Annotated in this window: 20 protein-coding genes and 1 pseudogene; 8 read left to right on the forward strand and 13 right to left on the reverse strand. The window is 55.9% G+C overall.

The genetic code is table 11. The features are described 5' to 3' along the window. Window positions 1-96: 96 nt before the first annotated feature. Complete coding sequence (locus NL116_RS19655; protein ID WP_494373651.1) at window positions 97-1,023, reverse strand: LysR family transcriptional regulator; 927 nt, start codon at window positions 1,021-1,023, stop codon at window positions 97-99. Between the two features lie 153 nt (window positions 1,024-1,176). Between NL116_RS19655 and NL116_RS19660 the strand changes: the two genes are divergently transcribed. Both NL116_RS19660 and NL116_RS19665 read left to right on the forward strand, forming a co-directional pair. Next, window positions 1,177-2,382, forward strand: a complete 1,206-nt coding sequence (locus tag NL116_RS19660; RefSeq protein ID WP_494373652.1) for an MFS transporter — start codon at window positions 1,177-1,179, stop codon at window positions 2,380-2,382. 167 nt (window positions 2,383-2,549) lie between these two features. Continuing rightward, window positions 2,550-3,980: an IS1182 family transposase gene (locus tag NL116_RS19665; RefSeq protein ID WP_494373017.1), complete on the forward strand. Its 1,431-nt coding sequence runs from the start codon at window positions 2,550-2,552 to the stop codon at window positions 3,978-3,980. A 714-nt stretch (window positions 3,981-4,694) separates the two neighbouring features. On the opposite strand, the gene NL116_RS19670 is transcribed toward NL116_RS19665, so the two are convergent. From NL116_RS19670 to NL116_RS19715, 10 genes and pseudogenes are all read right to left on the reverse strand, one after another. After that, window positions 4,695-4,865: a hypothetical protein gene (locus NL116_RS19670; RefSeq protein ID WP_494373653.1), complete on the reverse strand. Its 171-nt coding sequence runs from the start codon at window positions 4,863-4,865 to the stop codon at window positions 4,695-4,697. Continuing rightward, the gene (locus NL116_RS19675) at window positions 4,862-5,128 is read right to left on the reverse strand and encodes a hypothetical protein (RefSeq protein WP_494373654.1); all 267 of its coding nucleotides are present in this window, start codon (window positions 5,126-5,128) and stop codon (window positions 4,862-4,864) included. Before NL116_RS19675 ends, NL116_RS19670 begins: the two co-directional genes overlap by 4 nt. A 28-nt stretch (window positions 5,129-5,156) precedes the next feature. Continuing rightward, window positions 5,157-5,390: pseudogene (locus tag NL116_RS19680) on the reverse strand (hypothetical protein); the annotation flags it as partial. A gap of 203 nt (window positions 5,391-5,593) precedes the next feature. Next, window positions 5,594-6,019, reverse strand: coding sequence for a hypothetical protein (locus NL116_RS19685; RefSeq protein WP_494373655.1), 426 nt, complete (start codon window positions 6,017-6,019; stop codon window positions 5,594-5,596). Next, window positions 6,016-10,569: an RHS repeat-associated core domain-containing protein gene (locus NL116_RS19690; RefSeq protein ID WP_494373656.1), complete on the reverse strand. Its 4,554-nt coding sequence runs from the start codon at window positions 10,567-10,569 to the stop codon at window positions 6,016-6,018. The genes NL116_RS19685 and NL116_RS19690 overlap by 4 nt, the downstream gene beginning before the upstream one ends. 5 nt (window positions 10,570-10,574) lie before the next feature. After that, window positions 10,575-10,829: a hypothetical protein gene (locus tag NL116_RS19695; RefSeq protein ID WP_494373657.1), complete on the reverse strand. Its 255-nt coding sequence runs from the start codon at window positions 10,827-10,829 to the stop codon at window positions 10,575-10,577. After that, window positions 10,826-11,566: a DUF4123 domain-containing protein gene (locus tag NL116_RS19700; RefSeq protein ID WP_494373658.1), complete on the reverse strand. Its 741-nt coding sequence runs from the start codon at window positions 11,564-11,566 to the stop codon at window positions 10,826-10,828. Before NL116_RS19700 ends, NL116_RS19695 begins: the two co-directional genes overlap by 4 nt. Further along, complete coding sequence (locus tag NL116_RS19705; RefSeq protein WP_494373659.1) at window positions 11,556-13,598, reverse strand: type VI secretion system Vgr family protein; 2,043 nt, start codon at window positions 13,596-13,598, stop codon at window positions 11,556-11,558. Before NL116_RS19705 ends, NL116_RS19700 begins: the two co-directional genes overlap by 11 nt. Before the next feature lie 131 nt (window positions 13,599-13,729). Next, window positions 13,730-14,245 (reverse strand): Hcp family type VI secretion system effector, encoded by a 516-nt coding sequence (locus tag NL116_RS19710; protein WP_494373660.1) that lies wholly within the window; start codon window positions 14,243-14,245, stop codon window positions 13,730-13,732. Window positions 14,246-14,824: 579 nt separating this feature from the next. After that, window positions 14,825-16,255: an IS1182 family transposase gene (locus NL116_RS19715; protein ID WP_494373017.1), complete on the reverse strand. Its 1,431-nt coding sequence runs from the start codon at window positions 16,253-16,255 to the stop codon at window positions 14,825-14,827. A gap of 512 nt (window positions 16,256-16,767) precedes the next feature. On the opposite strand from NL116_RS19715, the gene NL116_RS19720 reads away from it, so the two are divergent. The 5 genes from NL116_RS19720 to NL116_RS19740 all read left to right on the forward strand — a co-directional run bounded on the left by NL116_RS19720 (window position 16,768) and on the right by NL116_RS19740 (window position 22,774). After that, on the forward strand, window positions 16,768-17,703 hold the full coding sequence (locus NL116_RS19720) for a LysR family transcriptional regulator (protein WP_494373661.1): 936 nt from the start codon (window positions 16,768-16,770) through the stop codon (window positions 17,701-17,703). 159 nt (window positions 17,704-17,862) lie between these two features. Then, on the forward strand, window positions 17,863-19,317 hold the full coding sequence (gene tcuA / locus NL116_RS19725) for an FAD-dependent tricarballylate dehydrogenase TcuA (protein WP_494373662.1): 1,455 nt from the start codon (window positions 17,863-17,865) through the stop codon (window positions 19,315-19,317). After that, window positions 19,304-20,461 (forward strand): tricarballylate utilization 4Fe-4S protein TcuB, encoded by a 1,158-nt coding sequence (tcuB, locus tag NL116_RS19730; protein ID WP_494373663.1) that lies wholly within the window; start codon window positions 19,304-19,306, stop codon window positions 20,459-20,461. Before tcuA ends, tcuB begins: the two co-directional genes overlap by 14 nt. A 47-nt stretch (window positions 20,462-20,508) precedes the next feature. Further along, window positions 20,509-21,810, forward strand: coding sequence for an MFS transporter (locus tag NL116_RS19735; RefSeq protein ID WP_494373664.1), 1,302 nt, complete (start codon window positions 20,509-20,511; stop codon window positions 21,808-21,810). 568 nt (window positions 21,811-22,378) lie between these two features. Beyond that, window positions 22,379-22,774, forward strand: coding sequence for a hypothetical protein (locus tag NL116_RS19740; protein WP_494378098.1), 396 nt, complete (start codon window positions 22,379-22,381; stop codon window positions 22,772-22,774). A gap of 50 nt (window positions 22,775-22,824) precedes the next feature. Here NL116_RS19740 and NL116_RS19745 read toward each other — a convergent pair whose 3' ends face one another. Together NL116_RS19745 and NL116_RS19750 are read right to left on the reverse strand one after the other, a co-directional pair. Further along, the gene (locus NL116_RS19745) at window positions 22,825-24,285 is read right to left on the reverse strand and encodes an MFS transporter (protein WP_494373665.1); all 1,461 of its coding nucleotides are present in this window, start codon (window positions 24,283-24,285) and stop codon (window positions 22,825-22,827) included. Between the two features lie 586 nt (window positions 24,286-24,871). Next, window positions 24,872-25,450 (reverse strand): hypothetical protein, encoded by a 579-nt coding sequence (locus NL116_RS19750; protein ID WP_494373666.1) that lies wholly within the window; start codon window positions 25,448-25,450, stop codon window positions 24,872-24,874. A gap of 208 nt (window positions 25,451-25,658) precedes the next feature. Between NL116_RS19750 and NL116_RS19755 the strand changes: the two genes are divergently transcribed. Next, window positions 25,659-25,868: a hypothetical protein gene (locus NL116_RS19755; protein ID WP_494373667.1), complete on the forward strand. Its 210-nt coding sequence runs from the start codon at window positions 25,659-25,661 to the stop codon at window positions 25,866-25,868. Window positions 25,869-25,886: the final 18 nt, after the last annotated feature.

The raw sequence follows: 25,886 nt of genomic DNA on the forward strand, positions 1-25,886 counted from the left end.
GGACTATGGCTGAATTTTTCCATCAACTGTCCTTCACAAAGGGCGGCTTTGGTCGTTTTCAGCCGATCGCGACAGGCAGCAAACAGCCAGAAGCAATCATTGGGTTTTGCTAGCAGACGGCACCAAACCAGCAGCAAGTGCCTCCAATAATGCACTGACCTTGGGAAGCGCCTGACGGCTCTTTAGCCAAATCAGATTGATCGCCTGGCCATCGGTTGCCAACTGGGGAAGCACTTCAACCAATGTCCCCTCTTCAAGCTGACGTTTGATCAACCATGACGGTAACTGCGCTATCCCGCATCCCGCCGATACCGCGATTACCAGACCTTCGCCATCTCCCACAACGAACTTTGCGCCTATAGCCCTGCGTTCAATTTCGCCCGGATGCTTGCCTGAAAAGCTCCAAGGGTTAACCGTTCCATCCGCCCAGCCGTAAGCGATGCACTGATGATGTTCCAGATCGCGGTCGGTCACGGGCGTGCCGTGCTTACTCAAATAGGCGGGAGACGCACAGAAGATATGCCACTCACTGCCCAGGTAGCGGTGCTCCAATGTGGCGGGCCAAACGTCCGAACCACCGATGCGTACGACGATATCGACACCTTCCTCGATAGGATCGATGAAACGGTCGGAAAACGAAATGTGCGGCAGCAGCAGCGCATGTTCCTGGGCAAATCGCAGAATGACCGGAAGTGCCTGCAGGCGGCCGAATGCACCTGGAAGGTCAATGCGAATCCTGCCACGAGGCTCAGTATTTTCGGCAAGTAGGGACAGCTCAGCCTCTTCGAGCTCAGCCAGCACGCCTGTACATGTGCGATAGAACGCAATCCCCGCATCCGTCAGTGACAAGCTTCGAGTTGTTCGGTGGAACAACCGAGTCCCAAGCCTGCTCTCCAATCGAGCTATCCCTTTACTGATTGCCGAAGCCGTCAGACTCATCCGCTCGGCAGCGCCTTTGAAGCTCCCGGCGTCGGCGACGCAGACAAATACATCGATGCCCTTTAAACGTTCGGAGGAAAACATGGACGCCCCGCATTCATGAATTGAGTTCTGTCGATATGATAAAAAACATCATAAATCAGAACAAAATTCCCCAGTAAACTTGATTCGCGCATCAATCAACACTTTGCGACTGACAAACACTATCAAAACAACCTGCTGAACGATGAGGCAAGGATGCTGACCACGCTAAAAAACTATCCGACAACAATAAATTTGCTGCTATCGGCGTCCCTGATATTGACCCTGGCGCGAGCAATCACCCTGCCCTATCTGGTCATTTACCTTTCCGGCAGTTTCAGCTTGAGCGTCGCCGATATCGGCCTGGTTATAGGCAGCACACTGATCATTGGGTCGTTATTGAGTCTTTACGGTGGTTTTCTGGTCGACAAGATGTCCAGTTACCGGCTGATCCTGGCCTTCAGTGGCGTGTTCACGCTGGGGTTTTTCGGGACGTTTCTGGCTCGCGAACGTTGGCTGTTCTACAGCTGCCTGGTACTGATCAACCTGGCTTATGCGGTCATTGATATCGCGGTTAAATCAGGATTTGGCAGCCTGCTTCCCGTCACTGATCGCGGCGAAGTTTTCTCGATCAAATATACCCTGACCAACATCGGGTATGCCGTCGGCCCGTTTCTTGGCGCTGGCATGGCCAAACTGGATATCAGCCTGCCATTCCTGTTATCAGCCGGGCTTGGAGCAGGATTCTTCTTCATCTATTTCGTTTGGGGCAATAGAGACCTGAACGCCACCGATTCAGCTCAGAAACCAGTACCGTTTCTGGCCGTGGGAAAACTGTTACTCCAGGATTATCGGTTGGTGTGTTTCACCCTTGGCGGACTGCTGAGTGCGGTGGTCTTTGGCCAGTTCACCGCTTATCTCTCCCAGTATCTGGTGATCACTACTACACCAGAATCCACCTACCAGATCATCAGTACAGTTGTGGCGACCAATGCGCTGATGGTGATCAGTTTGCAATACTCCATCGGCAGGAAGATCTCTCACAGGCATCTGAATCTGTGGCTGGTCGCGGGACTGAGTATGTTCATGATGGGGTTGGCGGGTTTTGCCCTGTCGACCTCTATCCTGCTCTGGGTCATTTCCATAGCCATTTTTACGGTCGGCGAGATCATCGTATTCCCCGCCGAGTATATGTTCATCGACAAAATCGCTCCGGACAACCTGCGCGGCATGTATTACGGAGCACAAAACCTGTCCAACCTCGGCGGGGCGCTGGGGCCGGTGCTTTGCGGAATCGTATTGGCGACTCAGCCTCCCCACTACCTCTTCTACATGCTTGCGCTCTTCATTGTTGCAGGTGGAATGTTTTACTTCCTGGGAGCTTCCAATTCGAGCGCTACAACGGATATGAATCCTGATTGAAGGGCAGCAATGAGAAAGACGATGAGGAATCAAAAATCACGTTAAAAATGTCAGCTTTTGGTTGGATTTCGATCTGTCGCGACAGGCTGAAAACGGCCCAGAGTGTGTAAAAACGCCCGGACAAACCCTTGCTATGATTTCTGAGAATCTCATCGCAGGGGGAACCCATGAAACGGTTTATCCAGGGTGAACACCGAGGTCAAAGTACCTTACTTCCAGAAAGCCTCGACGACTACGTCAGCGATACCAATCCAGTGCGTGTGGTCGATGTCTTCGTCGATGAACTCGACCTAGCCAAACTGGGTTTCGATAGCGTCATTCCAGCCGAAACCGGCAGACCTGCTTATCACCCTGCGATCCTGCTGAAGATCTATATCTACGGCTACCTAAACCGTATTCAATCGAGCCGACGTCTTGAGCGAGAAGCTCAGCGTAACGTCGAGTTGATGTGGTTAACCGGGCGCCTGATGCCCGACTTCAAGACCATCGCCAACTTCCGAAAAGACAACAGCAAAGCCATTCGCGGTGTCTGCCGCCAATTCGTTTTGCTCTGCCAGCAGTTGGGGTTGTTTAGCGAAAACCTGGTTGCCATCGACGGCAGTAAATTCAAGGCGGTGAACAACCGCGACCGGAACTTCACCAGCGCCAAACTGAAGCGGCGCATGGAAGAAATCGAGGCGAGCATCAGCCGTTATTTGGCCTCGCTCGATGCGGCTGATCGCCAGATCCCTAGCGCCTCCAAGCCCGACACGGTGAGCTTGGAAGATAAAATCGCCAAGCTCAAAGCACAGATGAAAGAGCTTCAGGGGATTGAGTCTCAGCTCAACGAATCGCCAGATAAACAGGTTTCGCTGACCGACCCGGATGCCCGTTCGATGATAACGCGCGGCAGCGGGATCGTTGGCTACAACGTGCAGACGGCTGTCGATACGGAGCACCATTTAATCGTTGCTCACGAAGTCACCAACAGAGGTTCTGACCGTGACCAACTCAGTTCAATGGCGAAGCAGGCTCGTGAAGCCATCGGCGTAGAAACGTTGTCGGTAGTTGCCGACCGAGGCTACTTCAAAGGCGAAGAAATCCTGGCCTGTCACGACGCAAGCATCACCGCTTACGTGCCGAAGCCGATGACTTCAAGCGCCAAAGCTGATGGCCGATTCAACAAAGATGCCTTCGTGTATAACGCGACGAAAAACGAATACACCTGCCCGGCGGGAGAGGCACTGATCTGGCGATTCTCCAGCGTTGAGAAAGGCTTGTATATGCACTGCTACTGGAGTTCAAAGTGCCAGAGTTGCACGCTGAAAACCCAGTGCACGCCAAGCACAAATCGTCGAGTAAGGCGTTGGGAACATGAAGCTGTGCTGGAGGAAATGCAGCGTCGGTTGAACCAAGCACCAGAGATGATGAAGGTTCGAAAACGGACAGTTGAGCATCCCTTCGGGACGCTCAAGCAATGGATGGGGGCAACGCACTTCCTGACTCGAAAACTGAACGGGGTGAGTGCGGAGATGAGCTTGAATGTGCTCGCCTATAACTTGAAGCGGGTTATGAAAATCATCGGTACAGAAGGCTTGCTGAAGGCGATGGCGGCGTAAAAGCCGCAGCTTTTACCGCTCCAGGAGGTGCCAAAGCGCTTCATAAACGATATGACGCGCTATCGGCGCGGATCTTGGCAAATGTTCGGGAAATCGCCTCGCCCAGGAGCGCTGGGCTTAGGCATCCAACATACGGAAAGTGTTTTTACACACTCTGGGCCAGGAGCAGACGTTCGACCCAAGGGTTGATCCTGGACAGAGGCAACTGTTCACAAACGATGCTTAGTGTCTAGAGGTAACGATAGCAGGCACTGATGACGGCTTCCGAGCCAAACTCACGACCGGTGGGGTTCAACGCCACAAGATAATTCACTCTCGTGATGCGAAAAAGCCATCTTATGAATTATGATCCTAGCAATGCCCGACTGGGCGGTTAGCCCTGTTCTATTTTATTTGTTTTTATTTATTTAAATCTTTAAAGGGATTCGAGCTCGGTAGTGCAACCAAGTTTTTTCAGCCTTTGGATTTCTTGTTCGAATGTGTAGTTTGGCAGGTCTTTATTTTGTTTGTCATACTCGTTCCTTAGAAGTCTAAATAGCTTGCCTGTTTTTTCTTTTGTTTTGCTGTCGAGACTGTTAATAAGGTCATAGTTGTCGGCAGATAAAAACTCAAACTTGTGCTTTATTACGTAATAGGCTGTGATGTTCGAAAGTAATCCTGCCGCGTCTTCGTAATTTTCGCCGAGGTACTTTGCATACTCTTCAAATATACTTGTCAGTAAGCTTCGTGCTGCGCTTTGCGTTTTAAGTACGCCGCACATTTCCTGCCAGTTGCTGACATAAAGATGATCGCCCCAATCAGATCCCTCGCGAAGTAAATGCCGTTTCCCTTGAAAAAATCGGCGATTTCATGCTGATCTAGAGCCGTTTCGAAAGTGGTTTTCATTGAAGCTTTTCCCAGTCATCAAAATTTTTCAACAGCGTTCCCACGTCACTATTATGGGAAACGCTCTCTGATCCGATCAGAGCAGCTTCTTTTGTCCCACTTTTGGTTGCCCCGCCAGGAACCCATTCGTTCGGGTACGCACCATTTTCTTTTCCATTAGGCATTTCATAGCGGAATATTGGGTCGTCAGGCTTGATTTTAACGATATATATGCCCTCGCCCTCTAGAGTTTTTGTGCCAAGGTTTAGCTCGCTATTTAGCACCCGCCAATCGTTGCCGGCAGCTCGGTATTTCGTCGCCGAACTCCGTTTTCTTTAGCAACTGGCCTTTGAGGTCGTATTCATAAGCGGTACGACGACCGTCGAAGCCGGTTTCCTGCTGGATTAGGCCGTTAGAGTAGTAATCGAGTTGGTAGTGTTCGCGACGTTCGTTTTCGATCTCACTGAGCAGTAGGCGCGCATTGTCGTAGCGATAGCGCAGTTGGCTACTATCCGGATTGATACGACGGCTGACTAGATGCAGGTTTACGACTTAGCTCAAAAAGCGGTCCCTTTCCATTTTGTCTTAAGTAGTGCAACTGAAGCTGTTGAGGAACCGCATCCTTCATTATGTAATGATGCGCCGCCTTCTTTCGCTCTATCCAAATTCGACATGCCTTTAAACGAAAGAAGAAACCCTTTAGCCTTGACTGGAGACCGGCTAATGGGTGTCCCGTTTCATTAGGGTTTTTAGTTGTCTTTTTGGGCGTTGTAGGTTCGTAGCATTTCCTCTGAACCGTCCCAGTTCGGGGGCGTCTCCCAATTTTTATTTTTCTTTTGTCCAATTATTGCGCCAATAAATGTATTTTTTTCATCATAAAAAATGCGACCGTCCCAACTTGTACTGTCAATGAAACGCATTGATAGTATTGCGTCAGGCGCCATACTTGAAAGCGCATTTATAAGCTCTTCAAATCCTGGTATTACCGATGAAGTTGTGTTTGCAATTTCTTTTTGAGTGGTGAGTTCTTTTTTATACGCATCGCTAGTTTTTTTTATAATGTAATCGTTTTTAAAAATGAAACTTTCTTCAGTTGATTTTTTTAATAGTTGGGCCGATTTTATCCCGCCGTCTGCGAGATGAAAATTCTGCTGTAACAAATCTAATATATTCATGGCTTAAACACCTCGATATCCCCGCTGCGGGGTCCTTTCAAGAGAACTTCTTGCTCCCCCCAACGATCTTCCGAATACTGCCATGACCACTTATCTCCTTCTTTTGGGGCGCCAATTTTAACTCTCAGAATAAGTCCATCCTCTTTCGCAAATTGCCTGGCGATATCAGGTGATCTTGTCCATGAAGTATAGGGGCTGTCTCCCGAGTGTCCTCCATAATTGTGATCGTCAGGATTTACTACGCCATCAATTTTTCCGGGAGTTACCTTTCCGGAAAATGCGTCATTTTCGGCAGGATGGCCCTTATGAACACCGCGATACAGATATCCTTCCTCTGGAGTGCTTGGGAGACGAGGAAGATTCTCGTAGTCCGTTTCGCGAGATTGGTTTGATTGCTTCTCATCAGGACCGTCGCACGGTTCGCAGCTCAACCCTAATGGATCCACCCATCCTGTAGGGTTAGGCACGTACTGGTAATTGTTCAGCCCGCCTGCAAGCTTGATCGGATCCGGCGTCAGATACCGTCCAGTCCCCGGATTGTAGTAGCGATGCCGGTTGTAATGTAAGCCCGTTTCCGCATCGAAGTACTGGCCCTGAAAGCGCAGCGGGTTGTCGATTTCTGCAACGTCGAGCGTGGCGAGGTTGCCATAGGCGCGGTATTTCGCCGACCACATGATCTCGCCGCTGTAATCGGTGAGTTCCTGCGGCGTGCCGAGGTGGTCGAGTTGGTAGTAGAACGGCTCAGCTTTGAGCGGGCCTTCACCGTCGAGCATCGCCAAAGGCCGGAAGGAGCCCGGCTCGTAGATGTAGCTGCGATAGCGGTTATTGGCGCTTTCTGCGATGAGGCGTTCGCCTTGCCACAGGAACTCTGTGGTTTGGTCGTTGACGGTTTTGGCGATACGGCGGCCGAAGGCGTCGTACTTGTAGCTTGCGATGCTGCCGCTGGGGAGGCTGACACCGATGAGGCGGTGTTGGCAGTCGTAGCGGTATTCGGTGACGAGCTTTTGCTCGGTTCCGCGGCGCTCACGGCTCAAATTGCCAAAGGCGTCGTAGTCGTAATGTCGATCGCCCTGCATCAGCAAACGGTTGCCTTTGACATTGGCCAAGTTCGCGGTGGGTTGGTCACCTTGACCTAGAAGGTTGCCCGCCGGGTCGTGGGCAAAACTTTCCGGGGTGGCGCCTCGAACGTTGATCAAACGGTCGAGCGGGTCGTAGTGATAACTACGATTGCCTTTCCGGCTGTCATTGATGCCGGCGAGGTTGCCGTTTGCATCGTAAGCGTAGCGACGCTGGAACAGGTTGCGATCCTGCTGGCTAACGCTGTGAGCTTGCAGGCGGCCTTGTTCGTCGTATTGGTATTGGCTGAGCAACAAACCCTGTTGACGCTGCTGTTCGCGACCTGCGCTGAACTGGTGAGTGGTCAGGCGTGAACCGTTGAGGTCGATACTGCTCAGTTGACCGCCTCGTTGGTGGCGATAATCAAGCTTGCTGCCGTCGGGTAAGCGGCAGTGGCTGAGTTGGCCGAGTTGGTCGTACTCGTAACGCAGGGTCCCCCAGCCTTGGTGCTCGGTGATCAGGCGGTCTTGCAGGTCGTATTCGTAGGCCAGCGGCCAGTTTCCGTCATCGACGTTCACCAGGCGCCCGAGGGCGTCGTAGCTGTAGTGAATTTCCTCGCCATCGGCCAGGGTTTTCACCAGCAGGCGGCCAGCGGCATCGCGCTGGTACTCGGTAATCAGTTCGTTACCGTCGTCGCCGAACTCGGTTTTCTTCAGCAACTGACCATTAAGGTCGTATTCATAAGCGGTACGACGACCGTCGAAGCCGGTTTCCTGCTGGATGAGGCCGTTCGGGTAGTAATCGAGGTGGTAGTGCTCGCCACGTTCGTTTTCGATCTCGCTGAGCAGCAGACGTGCGTTGTCGTAGCGATAGCGCAGTTGGCTGCCATCCGGGTTGATGCGGCGGCTGACCAAGTGCAGGTTATCGGCATATTCGTAGCGGGTGACTCGGCCCAACTCATCGCGCTCGGCGGTGACGCGGCCGTATGGGTTGTAAGTGAACGCGCGCGTAGCGCCACCGGGCAGGGTGATTTGCGCGAGCCGGTTGGCAGCATCCCATTGGTATTGGGTGATCGCGCCGCTTTCGTCCTGACGGGTGATCTGCCGGCCCAACGCGTCGTAGCGATACTTGCGCTGACCACCATCGGGCAACTGTTCTTCGAGCAGTTGGCCGAGATTGTTCCATCCCAGTTGATGACGGCTGCCATCCGGATGACGGATTTCTAGAAGACTGCCCTGGCGGTCATAGTTGTAGTGGGTTGAATTGCCGTCCGGGTCGATTTGTTCGGTGATATCGCCTTGGTCGTTGCGCCAATATATCCACTTCGCCGGGCCACGATTCACCACACGGACGTAGCCGTGGTAATACTCATAAGAGGTCGGGGTGTCTTCGGGTGGAATAACCGCGATCAGTCGGCCTGCTTCGTTGTATTGGTATTCGGTGACGGCGCCGAGTGGATCTTTCTCGGCGATCAGGCGGCCCTTGTCGTCGTAGGCCTTGAGGTGCTCCGCACCGTCCGGATCAACCTTGGCAACCAGTCGCGCCTTATCGTCGTGGGTATAGACCTCTTCGCTGCCGTCAGCATTGGTAACTGTGACGCTGCCTTTGTCATCCCAGGCGTAATGCGCGTCCATCTGCGAGAAGCTAGCCCAGTGATGGATGCAGCGCGCCGATTTACCTTCTTTTTCCCATTCCCAGTAAAAACTGGTGCCGCCGGCGAGTTGCCGCTCAAGAATGACGTTCTGGTCGTTGTAGGCATAACGCTCGGCTTCGCCGGCGGCGTTTTTGGCTTCGATCAGGCGGTGTTGGGCGTCGTAACTGTAGGTGACCAGGGTCTGGATGGTGCTCCAGGCGTCTTCCAGATTGTCGGCCGGGATGAACTGCTGGTAGTCGATGGCGACGATGTGCTTGCGGTCGTATCGCACGAGAAGGGCACGACCGGCGCCGTTATCGACGCGCTTGATTCGCCCGTGAATGTCACGGGTGATGTGCAGCCGATTGCCGTAGTTGTCGCTGATGGCGATCAGCGTGGCGCCCTTGCTGTTGTAGCGAAAGTGGTAGAACTGGGCACGTTCTCCGGCCTGGGTGAGGATCAGTTCAGAGGGATCATCACCAAGGAAAATCGCTGCTTCTGACAGGCTGTTGGTGATCGCCGGACGCTGCACACTCGGTAACGGGAACGTGGTGATACGGTTTTCGTGGTCGGTCCAGACTACCTCGTCGCCCTGTATATCGACCCGTTGTGCCAAGGCGTGGCTCCAGCCGTAGCCGAGGCCGCAATCAATTTCCGCAGCGCTGGAGCGGTAAAGGCGAGTCCACTCGAAAGGTAGTAGCCCGTCGAGCTGACCATCGGTCAGCGTCAGTAGCTCTTCACCGGTAACCATGGAAACCGGGCAATTGTTGGTGCAGGTTTTCTTGGCGCAGGTTGAGCTCTTTTCGTCGGGCGTTTTTGACTGGGCCGGAGCATCGCTGACTTTTTCCTTTGGCTCCAGGACGAATTGTTTTTCTGCTTTTTTTCGAGCAAATGCCGAGGCGTTTTTTTCCAGTAGTGTTGGGGTGTCGCTGGTGATCGGCAAAGGACCTTTTGCTCTTGCTGCGGTGGCTTGCTCGATTTTCAATGCAGCCTTTTTGGCGGCGTCCATCGGTACGCCTTGCGCACTGGCCAACAGTGGTTTCACGGTTTCGCCGTGAGCCTTCAAGGCGTGTCCCTTACTCGCGGCCAAGAGTTTTTCCGCGAGCTCCTCTAGCATTTTTACCGCTGTACCGGATTTGACCTTGGCCAAGGTTTTTGTGCCAACACGTATAGCCAGCCCGAGGCCGCCAGACAGACAGATCCCTAGTATCACGTTGATCAGAAAGGAAGTGCTGATGGCGGTAATCACTTCCACACAGACTTGCGGCGGCAACATGCCGACCCACGCGACAATGGCCGAGAGATAAATGAACATCAGCGGCTCATCGCTGAGAATCAGCAGCCCGGTAGCGATGGCCTCTTTCGACGCTGAATAGAGTTTTTTTACCTCATCTTCGGTCAGGTACTGGGCAAGTTGTTTGGCATATTTAAGGGGATCGGCTAGCAGTTCAAACAGGCTCTTGATGTCATCCCATAAACCTAAAAGCGCTTTCTCGAGACTATCGAGCGCTGACTTCACTAGGATGACCGAACGACCCATGCGGTCAGCTGCCGTGTAGCTCACCCATTGCGGCTGGAACTTGCTCGACCACTCGCTTTTCAACCAGCCGTCAAGATTGCCGATAACACCCTGGTACGAGGCATACAGCGCCTTGACGTTGCTTTCAGAAACGTTTGGGAAAAAAGTAATGCGGTACATCTGACCCGGTTTGCAGCCTTTGATGACTTCAATACCGCTCGGACCGATATTTGCGGGAATCACCGGGCCGACAACGTCGTATCCGCCGAACATCGCTTTTTTGACGGGTTCGAGCTTGACCGGCGTATTGCCAATGGGCACGTACCGCGCGCTTTCAAACATGTGGATCAGCGTGAAATCACCATCAACGGACAGGTGGCGTAGGTTTCAACGGGTCCCGTCTTGGTCTTGCGCTCAGTAACGCTGACTTCGTTACCCACCTTGAACTTCTGATCTACATCCATTGCCCAGCCAGTCCAGAAACCGTCGGCCCAGGTTTTGTACTCAGTCAGGCAATTGTTGAAGTCCTTGAGAATGACACTCACGTCAGGGGTCTTGGCGTCGAGGACTCGAATAACCAAATTACCGATGGGATCAATCATGACGTGACTTCCTTTGTCAGCTCAGCAGCCAGACGCTCTGCCATATCTTCTGTATTGGATTGTTGGCGCACAAAGCGCTCGACCTTGTGGCGCAAGTTACTTTCGGGGAAGGCAAAGAACAGTTCCGGGCAGTCCTCTCCCAGCCACTGCATCAGGTTGTCGACGACGGTGGTGTGGTCTTTTTTCGCCAGCGTGTCGACTAACTTCTGCGGCACCTCCCACCATGGCCAGGCCTTGGCCGGTGGCACTCCCCTCGGTCCCACGTCCAGTTTCTGGCCATTGATCAGGTAGCGGTCAAACACCGGCAAAACTTCTCCCGCGCCAGCACCCAATCCTTCAAGAATCGGGAAAATATGCCGCCCGTCCCAGAACCGAAAAAACACCTCGGTGCCATCGGGCATACGCACTTGAGTCAAACTGCGAAGGTGTTCGAACACCACGTCCGGGGTGCTGGTGGACACCGCCAGCCAGCCCCAATCCTGAGCGTCGGTTTCAGCAATCCACTGAAGGAAACCGGCGTTGGGTTTCAGCTCGGCGAGGTAGGGCATCACTGGCTGCCAATCGGCGTACGGCGTGCCGCTCCAGATCGGGATCAGCTCCGGCGCCATCTCCTGCTGGTAGAAGGCCTTCAGTGGCTCGGCATCGCTCGCCGCACTGACAATCAAATAAAGACGTTCATTAGCCTGCAACGGCCGTTCCGCCAGCCAATCCTGCGGGGTCAAAAGATCAGATCGCACAAGCACCTGCCTTGCATTTCTCGCACTCTTCACAGAACGGCGCGTTGCGTTTGAGGGTGTTGATCTGCGCCGGGGTCAGGACCGCGCCGGCCTTGTCGGCATCCGCCTGTTTCAGCACGCCGGGCATCAGTGGCGCGGCGCCAGTGCCGTTGCCGGGGCTGCCACCCGAGTTCATGTTGATCACCGGGCCGCTCAGGGTGACGCCACTGCCGTCGATCTTGATGAAGCTGCCGCCGCCCTTGAGGGTCAGTTCGCTGCCGGCTTCGAGTACGACTTTCATGCCGCTGCTCAGGTGGATTTCCTGGCCGGCTTCGATGAATTGGCCGGTGCCGACTTTGATGTGCTGGTTGACGCCCACGGTGAGGTGGTCGTTGGCGCGGGTTTCGACTTTGCGGTCGGCGTAGACGGTGTGGTGTTCTTCGGCCTTGAATTCGCTGTAGCTGTTTTGCTCGACGGTGTCGTGGCGTTCGTTGCCGACGCGGATTTTCTGGTCGTGTTCGACGTTTTCGTCCCAGTCGCGCTGGGCGTGCAGGAAGATTTGTTCCTGGCCCTTTTTGTCCTCGATGCGCAGTTCGTTGAAACCGCCGCCACCGGGGGAGCTCAGGGTCTTGAAGGTGCTGCGGGTCTTGTTCGCCGGCAGGTCGTACGGGACGACGTTTTCCTTGTGGTAAAGGCAGCCGCTGATCAGCGGTTGGTCGGGGTCGCCTTCGAGGAAGGTGACGAGCACTTCCATGCCGATGCGCGGGATGGCGATGCCGCCGTAGTGGGCGCCGGCCCAGGCGGAGGAGACGCGCAGCCAGCAGCTGGTCTTGTCGTCGGCCTGGCCTTCGCGGTCCCAGTGGAATTGCACTTTGACGCGGCCGTATTGGTCGCAGTGGATCTCTTCACCCTTGGGCCCGGTGACCACGGCGCTTTGGCTGCCGAGGATGCGCGGCTTTTTCTGGGTCAGCGGTGGGCGGTTCGGCACGTCCCACGGGGTGGCCTGGAAGCGGTTGCGGTAGCCCTGGTGGAAATCGTCTTTCAGCTTGGTGGTGTCGCTGGTGACTGACTCTTCCAGCACTTGCGGCTGTTTGCCTTCGTGGAGGATTTCGGTGAGCAGCCACAGGTCGTTCCACTTGGCTTTCGGGTGCTCGGTCAGGGCCAGGAAGTGGCCGCTGACCAGGATCGGCTGGTCGCTGCGGCCTTCGGCCAACTGGAAGTCGCTGCGGTGACGTTCGAGGGCGCGCTTGGCCAGGTGCTTGCCGCGCTCGCGGTCGAGGAAGCGGCCGGGGTAGTCGTAGTCTTCGAGGTCGGGCCGGGCGTCGCCATGGTTTTCGCTTTCGAGGGTGATGCGCGGTTTTTCGAAGTCGTAGTCGCGGCGGGTGGTACGGCTGGTGCGGGTTTCCAGGCGCAGGTCGAAGCGCTTGATCACCGGGTCGTTGGCGACCATGCCGGAGTCTTGCTGGTAGGCCACGGGCGCCAGTTTCGGGAACACCGTCTGGTCATCGCCGAACACCAGTTTGTGGGCCGTGGCGCTGTGCTGGAAGTGGAAGTGGATACCTTCTTCCTCGCACAGGCGCTGGATGAACTGCAGGTCCGATTCATCGTATTGAACGCAGTAGAGGCGCTCGGGATAAGTCGCCCCTACCTTGAATTCGTAGGCGTTGCTTTGGATACCGTGTTCTTCGAGGACCATGCCGACGATTTTCGGTACGGTGAGGTTCTGGAAGATGCGTTGGTTGATGCGGTGCGCCAGGTAGGACAGTTGCGGGCGCAGGGTCACCGCGTAGCGGGTCAGGCGTTTGCCGGAATCACCCTGGGCGGCGCGATAGATCTGGCCATGGATGCCGCTGCCGTCAGGCGAGAGCTGCAAGAAGGCCGGTTTGTGCAGCAGGGTCTCGAGGTCCAGGGACGGCTGTTCACTGACCAGCTCCACCTCAAACACAAAAGGCTGGCTGATGGCTTCCCGACCTTGCAGGGCAAGCACCTGGAGATCGTTATTCAGACCTTCGATAGTCAGGGCAAAGTGAGTCTGATTGGCCGGCGCGAACATCCCTTGTTCCTCGTGCTGTGCTACGGCGTAAACCAATACCCGATCAAAGGATCAGCAGACGCGAAATTCTGGAAAGGCGTAAACAACATCGACCAGCAGAGCTGGCCGATGCGTGAAGCGGTCAGCCGCGATTAAGCGACTGGCTGACGCCAGTCATCGGAACCCGAAGTACCGGATACTTCGTGGGTCCAGGTGATTTTGCGGTAGGTGAACTGCACTTCTTCCAGGTGCGTGAAGTGCGAGTTCGACGGGTCCTGGCAGTTGTGCATCTTGTTGTTGATGGCGACGATGATCGCGTCTTCCAGTTTGGTGGTGTAGTAGTGCTCTTGGGTACCCTGAGCAGAAGTACGGAACCACTGGATAACGATTTCGCTCATGCGCTCGCCGGAAGTCAGAGCCGCTTGCAGCAGTGGCGAAGACTTGTCGTAGACCTTGGTGATCACGACTGGTTTGTGTACGCGCTGACCGGTCGGTTGGCCGGACTGCGGGTCACGCGGGATAATCACGTCGTGGCTGAAAGCCTGAACCATGACCTGGTCTTCGTGACCTTCCTGGTAGGTGTTGCCAACCGAGTCGGCGGTGAATGCGCCGGCAGTGATCAGACCTTGTTTCTCGCCAGTGACGGACATGTACGCTGGTGTAGCCATGGATGTGCTCCTTGCTAAAAATTTAGGGTGCCCGGGAGGCGATATCGCCCGGTGGGTGCCTGACTGTTATCAAGGTCCGTGCCAGAAAAGTTGAGGGCCAAGTAAACCCGGGCGATGGCCGAGGTTTTTCAAGCGCTTGGGTGCGCGTGGAGGGAAATCACCTCCTGAAGTGCGCAAGAAGTTGCGCAGTACTGCGCAACTTCTTGCGCACTCCGCTGGAGGCCACGGCGGGCGTGGCGCTTAGCGATATTGGAGGCTGTTTTGAAAAATTAGTGCGCAACTTCTTGCGCATAATGGCATTGCGACACCAAGTGCGCCTCCCGAAAAGTGCCAGTAAGGGTAAGCAGCTGGTCGCTGATATTCGTTTCTTGCTGGAAATTAACCACACTCTAAAAAGAAGGGCTGATCGTCCGCTTTTGGCCCAGAGTGTGTAAAAACACTTTCCGTATGTTGGATGCCTAAGCCCAGCGCTCCTGGGCGAGGCGATTTCCCGAACATTTGCCAAGATCCGCGCCGATAGCGCGTCATATCGTTTATGAAGCGCTTTGGCACCTCCTGGAGCGGTAAAAGCTGCGGCTTTTACGCCGCCATCGCCTTCAGCAAGCCTTCTGTACCGATGATTTTCATAACCCGCTTCAAGTTATAGGCGAGCACATTCAAGCTCATCTCCGCACTCACCCCGTTCAGTTTTCGAGTCAGGAAGTGCGTTGCCCCCATCCATTGCTTGAGCGTCCCGAAGGGATGCTCAACTGTCCGTTTTCGAACCTTCATCATCTCTGGTGCTTGGTTCAACCGACGCTGCATTTCCTCCAGCACAGCTTCATGTTCCCAACGCCTTACTCGACGATTTGTGCTTGGCGTGCACTGGGTTTTCAGCGTGCAACTCTGGCACTTTGAACTCCAGTAGCAGTGCATATACAAGCCTTTCTCAACGCTGGAGAATCGCCAGATCAGTGCCTCTCCCGCCGGGCAGGTGTATTCGTTTTTCGTCGCGTTATACACGAAGGCATCTTTGTTGAATCGGCCATCAGCTTTGGCGCTTGAAGTCATCGGCTTCGGCACGTAAGCGGTGATGCTTGCGTCGTGACAGGCCAGGATTTCTTCGCCTTTGAAGTAGCCTCGGTCGGCAACTACCGACAACGTTTCTACGCCGATGGCTTCACGAGCCTGCTTCGCCATTGAACTGAGTTGGTCACGGTCAGAACCTCTGTTGGTGACTTCGTGAGCAACGATTAAATGGTGCTCCGTATCGACAGCCGTCTGCACGTTGTAGCCAACGATCCCGCTGCCGCGCGTTATCATCGAACGGGCATCCGGGTCGGTCAGCGAAACCTGTTTATCTGGCGATTCGTTGAGCTGAGACTCAATCCCCTGAAGCTCTTTCATCTGTGCTTTGAGCTTGGCGATTTTATCTTCCAAGCTCACCGTGTCGGGCTTGGAGGCGCTAGGGATCTGGCGATCAGCCGCATCGAGCGAGGCCAAATAACGGCTGATGCTCGCCTCGATTTCTTCCATGCGCCGCTTCAGTTTGGCGCTGGTGAAGTTCCGGTCGCGGTTGTTCACCGCCTTGAATTTACTGCCGTCGATGGCAACCAGGTTTTCGCTAAACAACCCCAACTGCTGGCAGAGCAAAACGAATTGGCGGCAGACACCGCGAATGGCTTTGCTGTTGTCTTTTCGGAAGTTGGCGATGGTCTTGAAGTCGGGCATCAGGCGCCCGGTTAACCACATCAACTCGACGTTACGCTGAGCTTCTCGCTCAAGACGTCGGCTCGATTGAATACGGTTTAGGTAGCCGTAGATATAGATCTTCAGCAGGATCGCAGGGTGATAAGCAGGTCTGCCGGTTTCGGCTGGAATGACGCTATCGAAACCCAGTTTGGCTAGGTCGAGTTCATCGACGAAGACATCGACCACACGCACTGGATTGGTATCGCTGACGTAGTCGTCGAGGCTTTCTGGAAGTAAGGTACTTTGACCTCGGTGTTCACCCTGGATAAACCGTTTCATGGGTTCCCCCTGCGATGAGATTCTCAGAAATCATAGCAAGGGTTTGTCCGGGCGTTTTTACACACTCTGGGCCGATTTCCGCCCACCTCGGAGAACAGAATCGGCCAGAAGCAGTCATTCGACACTCCCCGCGCCAATCGTTTAGATCGACCCACTTGGTTACCATGCTGCCTTAAAAAATGAACAGTACTTTCCAAGGCAACTGTCTCTGTGCCACCGTCAGTTACGACATAAAATAATGCCCGTGCATATCATCCAGGTCGCGGAGTGCATCACGACTTGCCGCTCTTCGGGATCAGTTCGTCAGTTCTGCGGCCAGGGCGGCTCGTCGCTGCGCTGGTCACGGGCCACCGTCTCGATGACATCTTTGGGTCAATTGCTACCCGACTTCGACAAAGCGCACGCGTTCAACGGTCAAACCAAACCTGTGACAATGCTGCCTCTTCGGGCTTCGTAACTTGCGTGGCAAACGTTCAGGTATCTGAATAACAAATTCGCGGGGAGCAGCCACATTGGAATTGAGACAACTGCGCTATTTCGTAAAAATCATTGAGCTTGGCAGCCTGGGACGTGCGGCACTTGAACTGGACGTTGGTGTGTCAGCCCTCAGTCAGCAAATCTCCAAGCTGGAAAGCGAACTGTGCACCCGCCTCCTGAATCGAACCTCCACCGGCGTAACGCCCACTAGCGCCGGATTTGCGTTTTTACACCATGCTCAATTGACGCTACGCCAGGCGGAAAACGCAATCATGGCCGCCCATCGCGGGCGAATGAGCGGTTATGTCAGCGTCGGCTTACCACCGACTACCGCAACGGTGCTCGCGTTGCCGTTGATCAACGCCATGCGTGCGCGTTATCCGGACATACAACTGCATTTGGTGGAAATGCTTTCCGGCCACTTGGCGGCGCAGCTCAACGCACGGCAAATTGATCTGGCCATCCTCTTCCAGCTCGAAGGGGGTAAACGCTGGAGCGTGACTCCGCTGCTGGATGAAAAGCTGTTTGTCATTGCCTCGCCCAGCCTGCCTCAAGCGCCTTCTGGTGATAGCGTGCAGTTAGCCGACCTCGGCGGCCTGCCGCTGGTGATGCCCAGCGTGCAGCATGGGTTGCGTTCGACATTGACCAGCGCGTTCGAGCGAGTCGGGCTAACACCCAATGTCATTATGGAAGTCGACGGTCTCGCGGTGTTGATGAACGCCGTTCGGGCGGGTCATGCGGCAACGATACAACCGGGGGCGGCCGCTGCATTGAAAGACGGGTCCGGACTTTCACTGGTCAGGATTGCCGATCCCCATGTGGGCCGGCGTAATCTTCTGGCGACGCTGGCTGACGACGAACTCTCTCCAGCGGCGCTGGCAACGCGGTTGGTCATCGTCGATGTAGCGCGACAACTGGTCGTCGACAAACAGTGGCCTGGAGCTACATGGATAGAAGGTGTAGACGCGTAATCCTCCCTTCACCCCGGACACTCTTGACGACAAAGCCTTTAGAAAAACTAAACACCCCGAGTCAAACTCGGCCTTTCGGCCACTCCTTCCTCACCCTATCGTTCTCCCAACTCGCAAGGAGCACTTCGTTCCCGCTTCCTTGCAAATCGAGGAGCGATAATGATCGATGTCTTAATCATAGGGGGTGGCAACGCTGCCTTGTGCGCCGCGCTGATGGCGCGAGAAGCAGGCGCCAGCGTGATGCTGCTGGAAGCCTCTCCGAAAATCTGGCGCGGTGGCAACTCCCAACACACCCGTAACCTGCGGTGCATGCACGACGAACCGCAGGACGTGCTGATCGATGCCTATCCGGAAGAAGAATACTGGCAAGACCTGCTGAAGGTCACCGGTGGCCTTACGGATGAAAAGCTTGCACGCATTGCCATTCGGGCATCGTCCTCTTGCCGCGACTGGATGCGTTCACACGGCGTGCATTTTCAGCCGCCGCTGTCCGGTGCGCTGCACGTGGCGCGGACCAATGCATTTTTCATGGGCGGCGGCAAAGCGTTGGTCAATGCCTATTTCCGCAGCGCCGAGCGCCTGGGTGTAAAAGTTCGCTACAACACGCAAGTGACCGACATCGAGTTGGACGAGGGTAAATTTGTTGCCGCCCATGTGGGTGAACATGAGGTCGATGGTCAGCGTTTCGCCGCAGAACGCATTGAAGCCCGGGCCTGCGTGTTGGCGGCCGGCGGCTTCGAATCCAACCGTGAATGGTTGCGCGAAGCCTGGGGTCAGAACGAGCGCGGTGAATGGCCATCGGACAATTTTCTGATCCGGGGCACCCGATTCAACACCGGCATTTTGCTACGGCGCATGCTCGACCTTGGCGCAGATGTGATCGGCGATCCGACGCAAGCACACATGGTCGCGATTGATGCCCGCGCGCCACTCTACGACGGCGGCATCTGCACCCGAATCGACTGCGTATCGCTGGGTGTGGTGGTCAATCGTGATGGCGAACGCTTCTACGACGAAGGTGAGGATTTCTGGCCAAAACGTTATGCGATCTGGGGGCGTCTGGTGGCCGGACAACCCGGCCAGCAGGCGTATTCGATCATCGATCAACAAGCCATCGGCCGCTTCATGCCGCCAGTGTTTCCCGGAACCACCGCCAATACTCTGCAAGACCTTGCCCGTCAGTTGAAGCTGCCTCAAGAAAAATTCGTCAAGACGATCGAGGACTACAACAGTGCCTGCCGCGTTGGCACGTTCGATCACACGGCGCTGGACGACTGCCACACCCAAGGACTGATGCCCGCCAAAACCCATTGGGCGCGGCCATTGGTGAAACCACCTTTCTACGCCTACCCGCTTAAACCGGGTGTCACGTTCACCTACCTCGGCCTCGCCACCGACGAAACCGCTGCCGTGCATTTCAACGGCAAAGCGAGCCCCAACCTGTTCGTCGCGGGAGAAATGATGGCCGGCAATGTTCTGGGCAAGGGCTACACCGCCGGCATCGGTATGGCCATCGGGACCGCGTTTGGCCGCATTGCCGGCGTACAGGCGGCCGCTTCGGTGGGCTTTGGCGTCTCATCTGCAAACACGGAGTCTCGCTATGCAACTGTTTGATCCCCAAGCGTCGGGCGGGTTGATCCCGTTGCTGAATCTTGACGAAAGTGAAGTCCAGCGACAGATGACCATCTGCAACGCCTGCCGGTATTGCGAAGGCTTTTGCGCGGTATTTCCGGCGATGACCCGGCGTTTGGAATTCACTCAGGCCGACATCCATTACCTGGCGAACTTGTGCCATAACTGCGGCGCGTGCCTGCACGCGTGTCAGTACGCCGCCCCACACGAATTCGATGTCAACATACCCAAAGCCATGGCCAAAGTGCGCCTGGACACTTATGCCGAATACGCCTGGCCGCAAGCGCTGGGCAAGTTGTATCAGCGCAACGGCCTGACCTTGGCGCTGGCTTCCGGTGGGGGACTGGCGTTGTTTTTATGCCTGACCCTGATGCTCATGGGCAACCTGTTCACGGCCATTCCCGGGGGCGACTTTTACAAGATTTTCCCGCATAACACCCTGGCGCTGATGTTTGGCTCAGTGTTCGGCTTTGCGGTACTTGCCCTGACCCTGGGTGTACGGCGCTTCTGGCGCAACGTTTCACCGGTCGCAGCGCCACTGGCGTTGAGAACGTCCGCTGCATTGGAGGCTACGGCCAACGTCGCGAAACTCAAGTACCTGGACGGCGGCCATGGCGAAGGCTGCAACAACGCCGACGATCAGTTCACCTTGTGGCGACGCCGATTCCACCACCTCACCTTTTACGGCTTCATGCTGTGCTTCGCCGCCACCGGCGTCGCCACACTCTTTCACTATCTGCTGAAGTGGTCGGCGCCTTATCCGATCTTCAGCTTGCCGGTGATGCTGGGTATTGCCGGTGGCATCGGCCTGCTGATCGGCCCGGCCGGTCTTCTTTGGCTGAACCTGCGCCGCAACCCTGCGCACGGCGATGAGAACCAAAAACCCATGGATCGCGGCTTCATCGCGCTGCTGTTTCTGGTCAGCGCAAGCGGCCTGGCGCTACTGGCTTTTCGTGAAACCAGTGCCTTGGGCTTGATGTTGGCGATTCATCTTGGCCTGGTCATGGCGTTTTTCTTGACCATGCCCTACAGCAAATTCGCCCATGGAATATTCCGCAGCGCAGCGCTGCTCAAACACGCCATCGAGAAGCGTCAACCCAACCCGATTAACGCCGGCAGCGACTGACGGTTAAAGCACTCATTCCAAAAACAATAGTGAGCATAACGGTAGCCATGATGAAAACGACGACGGCAACAACCCGCGCCAAGGGGTCCAAACTGGGCGCCATATTGCGGGTCACCAGCGGTAATTTTCTCGAACAGTTCGACTTCTTTCTGTTCGGGTTCTACGCGACCTACATCTCCCAGACCTTCTTTCCAGCCACCAGCGAATTTGCCTCGTTGATGATGACCTTCGCGGTTTTCGGCTCCGGATTCCTGATGCGTCCCCTAGGCGCCATTGTGCTGGGGGCGTACATCGACAAGGTGGGGCGTCGCAAAGGGCTGATCGTGACGCTGTCGATCATGGCTGCCGGTACCGTGTTGATCGCCTTGGTGCCGGGTTATGCCGCCATCGGCGTGGCGGCACCGATTCTGGTGCTATTGGGCAGGCTGCTACAGGGCTTCTCCGCCGGCGCGGAAATGGGCGGCGTTTCGGTGTACCTGGCGGAAATTTCCACTCCCGGTCACACTGGTTTCTACACCAGTTGGCAATCGGCCAGCCAACAGGTGGCAATCGTCGTCGCGGCCGCGTTGGGCTACACGATCAATGCCACGATGCAAGCCGCAGAAATTGCCGATTGGGGATGGCGTATTCCGTTCTTCATTGGCTGCGTGATCATCCCGTTCATTTTCATTATTCGCCGCTCATTGGAAGAAACCGCTGCCTTCACTGCTCGCAGCCATCGTCCAACCACTCGCGAAGTTTTTCGCTCGATGCGTGACAACTGGCGCACCGTACTGGCGGGCGGCTTGATGGCTTCCATGACCACGACCACGTTCTATCTTATTACGGTCTACACACCGACGTTTGGCAGGACAGTACTGAACCTGAGCACCACCGACAGCCTGGTGGTCACACTGCTGGTCGGCGTCAGTAACTTTATCTGGCTGCCTATCGGCGGCGCCCTCTCCGACCGCATCGGCCGGCGGCCACTGTTGCTGGCGATATCGTTGCTGTGCATCGTCACCGCCTATCCCGCCATGCACTGGCTGGCAGAGGCAGCAAGTTTCGAACGTCTGCTCGCTGTGCTGCTGTACTTCTCGTTCTTCTTTGGCATTTACAACGGCGCCATGGTCGCGGCGTTGACCGAAGTCATGCCACAGAACGTGCGGGTAGTCGGGTTTTCACTGGCCTTTAGTTTGGCCACCGCGGTGTTTGGCGGTTTTACCCCGGCAATCTCGACGCTGCTTGTTCAGGCTACGGGCGACAAGGCATCACCTGCCTACTGGCTGATGTTCGCGGCGGTGTGCGGGTTCACGGCGACGACAATTCTGTATCGTCGGCAAAAAGCGTTGGCAGTCAGAACCATTTAGTTCCTGATCGCTGATCAGCGCGTCGATCAACGGCGGGAACCGAATTAAAGTGGCATGAGGTCGATTACAGTCTTTCGTCAGGGCAGTAATCGGCCTTTAAACACAAGCGAACTCAACCGCGCACCAGATAGGCCCTGAAGGAACCCGATCTTGCAGTTTCTAGCATTTGCCGGGTGGGGGCTGATGCCTTGGCGGGCGACACTGGAGTGGGCTGTTCAACCGCCACCCTCCGCACTTCGCGGCGCCTTTGGCTCTCTTCTTCCCGTGCTTCGCGCACTGCGACCTGACCTTCTTGGGCATTGGGTGGCGTACCCGAAGATTGAGCCTGCTGCGCCACCCGGATCAATTGGCCGCTTCCATACAGTTGCGAGGCTGTTTCGAACAGGACCGGGCCAACACCCTGAAGTTCCTGCTGCAACGGGGGCTATTTAAACAAGAGGCCTTTAGAACTTTTCCCTGTTTATCGGTCTATCTGGGTAGGCACATTCGCTCGGTAAGCGCTGCCCCCGCAGGCTGCCTCGGCCGAATGGCCACATGCCCATTTTTCAATCAGAGGTTGTCTTCGCTCATGAAATTCCATGTCCCACGGATGGTGCTCTTCGGCCTGTTCGCGTTTGCGGCAGTGAGCTCGGCATCAGCCACACAGATGAAAACCTCAACCCCTGATTTCGCAACGGAAGTCCCCGCCGTTCAAACGTCTGCCCAGGCCGCCGCTAACCCTTGGCCGATCTTGGCCAGTATGGGCGGTACGCAGCCCGGAACGTTGCTTGCCCATGACGACCGATACTGGCGTGACGGCCGTTGGCACGATCGCAGAGACGATTGGCGTCGAGACGAATGGCGCAGGGACAATTGGCGCAGAGAGCAAGCCCGCCGAGAAGCCGAACGTCGTGATTGGGAACGCCACCAGGATCGAGCCATGCGGCACCGTTACGAAGAAGAGCACCGTTACTATCGTCGCTAATCAACAGGCGTAGCGGTCGCTGAATGACAAGGCTGGGGGTAGTGATCCCCTCAATCCCCAGCCTGCGACAAAGGCCTGGCCACTTGCTCCAACGCTCGGCGCTCCGCCGCCACGCCCCACACCGCTTGCACCCCTGCCGCCACACACATCAGCGCGGCACCTATCAAATATCCGATCAACAGACTGCTGCGTTGCTGGCTCTGAATCAGTTGGCCAAACAACGTCGGCCCGATGATGCCGCCCAGACCGGTGCCGAACGCGTAAAACACAGCGATGGCCAAGGCGCGGATTTCCAGCGGGAAGGTTTCCGCCACGGTCAGGTACGCCGAGCTGGCCGCTGCCGACGCGAAAAAGAAGATCACCATCCACGCCGCCGCTTGCTGGGTCACGTCCAGCCAACCCTGCTGGAAGGCATAGCCACTGAGCGCCAGCAAGATCCCGGACGTCGCGTAGGTGAAACTGATCATCACGCGCCGGCCGATCACGTCAAACAGCCGCCCCAACAACAGCGGCCCGCAGAAATTGCCCAGTGCCAAGGGCAATACATACCAACCGACCTGCTCGGCGGGCACCTGGTAAAAATCGGTGAGCACCAGCGCGTAGGTGAAGAAGATCGCGTTGTAAAAGAAGGCCTGCGCGGTCAACAGGGTCATCCCCACCAACGCCCTGCGGGTAAAACGAATGAACAGGGTGTGAAAGATCTCCGCCAGCGGCGTATGGTCCCGCGTGTGCAGGCGCAGCGGTTGGCTGGTGACGGCCGACAGTTCATGGCCTTGTTCGCGCAGGCGCGCTTCGATGCCTTCGACGATGCGTTGCGCCTCATCGTGCTGACCATGGATCAGCAACCAGCGCGGGCTTTCCGGCAACCACAAGCGCATCACCAGAATCACCAGCCCCAGCGCGGCGCCGATACCGAAGCACAGGCGCCAGCCCAGATCGCCGCCGACCACCTGAGGGTCCAGCAAAACGATAGCCCCGCCGGCGCCCAGCGCTGCGCCCAACCAGAAGGTGCCGTTGATGGTCAGGTCGACCCAACCGCGAAAGCGTGCCGGGGTGAATTCCTGAATAGTCGAATTGATCGCCGTGTACTCGCCGCCGATGCCCATGCCGGTGAGAAAGCGCAACAGCAGGAAGCTTTCCAGGTTGAAGGAAAACGCCGTCGCCGCCGTGGCACCGACATACAGCCATAACGTCATGAAGAACAACTTGCGCCGCCCCAGGCGATCGGTCAGCCAGCCGAACAGCAAGGCACCGAGCACGGCGCCGGCGATATAGACACCGCCGGCCAAGCCAATATCAAAGTTGCTCATGCGCAGGTCCGGGCTGTGTTTCAGCGCGCCGGACACCGAGCCGGCCAGCGTCACTTCCAGGCCGTCGAGCAACCAGGTGATGCCCAGCGCGACCACCAGCAGCGAGTGAAACCGGCCCCACGGCAAGCGATCCAGGCGTGCTGGAAGATCGGTTTCGAATATCGCGCCGGGGTTGCGGCTATGCAGCGGTGGGTGGGTCATCGCCACCTCTTTGTTATGTGCAGGGCTTTGTGGGTTAGGAGTCAGGGCCGGGAGCGGGAGTTCAATTCCCTGCCCTTGTGATGTGGATGACTGCGAGACTTTTGAGGCGTTTAAACAGGTTTCCGGGCTTGTGTTTGAAGACTCTCGGTGTAACGTCCTAACGGCTACAACGCCTTGCACCATCGCCCACGGGTAAGTCGGAATCCGCCGGCTTGTGCCATGCTCAGTAATCTTGCTGCGTTATTGGAGAATTCGCATCGCGTTACTGATTCTCTCGGGTCAGCATTTGGGTTTTCTGCCATAACATTACGCGGCGAAAAATGAAGAGTCAGGGCCGTTGCATCCGCTGGATCCTGAGCGGCTGCGTTAAGAGGTGGGCTTCCATGCGGCAGAGCGACGTGCAGCGCGACAACGGTAGGTGGTGGGCCTTTCTGGCGGAGCTGATCGGGATTTTTACTCCAACGTAATGCCTGAACAGCAGAACGTCGGCATCATGATTTGCAGTGGTTTCAGATGCGAGTGAAGAAAAACCAGCCGCCTCTATGTCCGCTAACCCGATACCAACGCCCCGTTTCCCTTTGGAAACTCAGTGCCGACTAGTCACCTTGAGAACGTCGGTGTAAGTCATGCGAATGCTTTGCCCGACTTTCAAGTCTTTCAATTTCGCCTGAATCTCTGGTCTTACAACGTCAACAACCTTAGTACCCCCCACTGCATTTTCAAAAGTCAGTTGATTGTCCTGCAGGTCGATGTTGGTTATTTTCAATTGCAAGCGAACCAGTCGGTAAGCTTCCCCTCCTGGATTCGGGTTGCTCTGAGTAGCACGCACGGCACCCACCGTTTCTTCATTTTCTGGCAGGCCCTGTTGAATGTCGGTGTCCAGGTCAGCCGCCACCGAGTGAATGACTTCAACGTTGACCTGATCGCCTACTTTCAAGTTGGCCAGATCTTTGGCGCGGTCGGTAAGTTGAACGTGGACTGGGTGTCCCTGCGGCCCTTCCACGACGATCTGGTGCTTGGCGGCGTCAACGGCCAGAACGGAGGTCACCACTTGATCCTCTATCACGTCAGACGCTATCGGGATTTCTGCAGCGACTGCGGTGAAGCTAACGGCAGTCAGCACCATGGAGACTGCCAAGGTTTTGTTCAGTGCACTCAATTTCATTGGTTTTTCCCTTTTGAGTTAATCAAGGAATCGGCACGGGGTGTAAAAAAAGCCGTTGGCTCCGAAGGCGGGGGACTGCCGAGGAATTGCCATATCGGTCAGCCCGCAACAGGAAAAAATTCTTATACCGCCACTAGAAGGTAGGCTAATAAAGCCGAGTGCACCGACATTGTTGGTGCCGTAGCCGCAACAGCTAAACGGCAGCAGCATGACTGGCTCTAACGCTATACAGTTTCGTATATTTCGAGACTCAATTTCCCAAGAGGAAAACCTTTACTCGCGGGTGCTGCCCGAGGCGCAACGCAATGTGGAGTGCCTGCCCGGCTGGAGTGTTCGGGGCCTGTTGGCGCCAGCGGTCCCGGAACATTTGATGCTGACCATCTGCCCGGCGACCCGGCCCTGCACCGATCCGGGTTGACAGATGGCGCACATCACC

The sequence above is a fragment of the Pseudomonas sp. FBCC-B1667 genome, from assembly GCF_059133255.1.

What these genes read in the sequence shown, in the direction of transcription:
- NL116_RS19655 (WP_494373651.1), bottom strand. Translation starts at nt 1,023, where the DNA reads ATGTTTTCCTCCGAACGTTTAAAGGGCATCGATGTATTTGTCTGCGTC.
- NL116_RS19660 (WP_494373652.1), top strand. Translation starts at nt 1,177, where the DNA reads ATGCTGACCACGCTAAAAAACTATCCGACAACAATAAATTTGCTGCTA.
- NL116_RS19665 (WP_494373017.1), top strand. Translation starts at nt 2,550, where the DNA reads ATGAAACGGTTTATCCAGGGTGAACACCGAGGTCAAAGTACCTTACTT.
- NL116_RS19670 (WP_494373653.1), bottom strand. Translation starts at nt 4,865, where the DNA reads ATGAAAACCACTTTCGAAACGGCTCTAGATCAGCATGAAATCGCCGAT.
- NL116_RS19685 (WP_494373655.1), bottom strand. Translation starts at nt 6,019, where the DNA reads ATGAATATATTAGATTTGTTACAGCAGAATTTTCATCTCGCAGACGGC.
- NL116_RS19690 (WP_494373656.1), bottom strand. Translation starts at nt 10,569, where the DNA reads ATGTTTGAAAGCGCGCGGTACGTGCCCATTGGCAATACGCCGGTCAAG.
- NL116_RS19695 (WP_494373657.1), bottom strand. Translation starts at nt 10,829, where the DNA reads ATGATTGATCCCATCGGTAATTTGGTTATTCGAGTCCTCGACGCCAAG.
- NL116_RS19705 (WP_494373659.1), bottom strand. Translation starts at nt 13,598, where the DNA reads ATGTTCGCGCCGGCCAATCAGACTCACTTTGCCCTGACTATCGAAGGT.
- NL116_RS19710 (WP_494373660.1), bottom strand. Translation starts at nt 14,245, where the DNA reads ATGGCTACACCAGCGTACATGTCCGTCACTGGCGAGAAACAAGGTCTG.
- NL116_RS19715 (WP_494373017.1), bottom strand. Translation starts at nt 16,255, where the DNA reads ATGAAACGGTTTATCCAGGGTGAACACCGAGGTCAAAGTACCTTACTT.
- tcuA (WP_494373662.1), top strand. Translation starts at nt 17,863, where the DNA reads ATGATCGATGTCTTAATCATAGGGGGTGGCAACGCTGCCTTGTGCGCC.
- tcuB (WP_494373663.1), top strand. Translation starts at nt 19,304, where the DNA reads ATGCAACTGTTTGATCCCCAAGCGTCGGGCGGGTTGATCCCGTTGCTG.
- NL116_RS19735 (WP_494373664.1), top strand. Translation starts at nt 20,509, where the DNA reads ATGATGAAAACGACGACGGCAACAACCCGCGCCAAGGGGTCCAAACTG.
- NL116_RS19740 (WP_494378098.1), top strand. Translation starts at nt 22,379, where the DNA reads ATGAAATTCCATGTCCCACGGATGGTGCTCTTCGGCCTGTTCGCGTTT.
- NL116_RS19745 (WP_494373665.1), bottom strand. Translation starts at nt 24,285, where the DNA reads ATGACCCACCCACCGCTGCATAGCCGCAACCCCGGCGCGATATTCGAA.
- NL116_RS19750 (WP_494373666.1), bottom strand. Translation starts at nt 25,450, where the DNA reads ATGAAATTGAGTGCACTGAACAAAACCTTGGCAGTCTCCATGGTGCTG.
- NL116_RS19755 (WP_494373667.1), top strand. Translation starts at nt 25,659, where the DNA reads ATGACTGGCTCTAACGCTATACAGTTTCGTATATTTCGAGACTCAATT.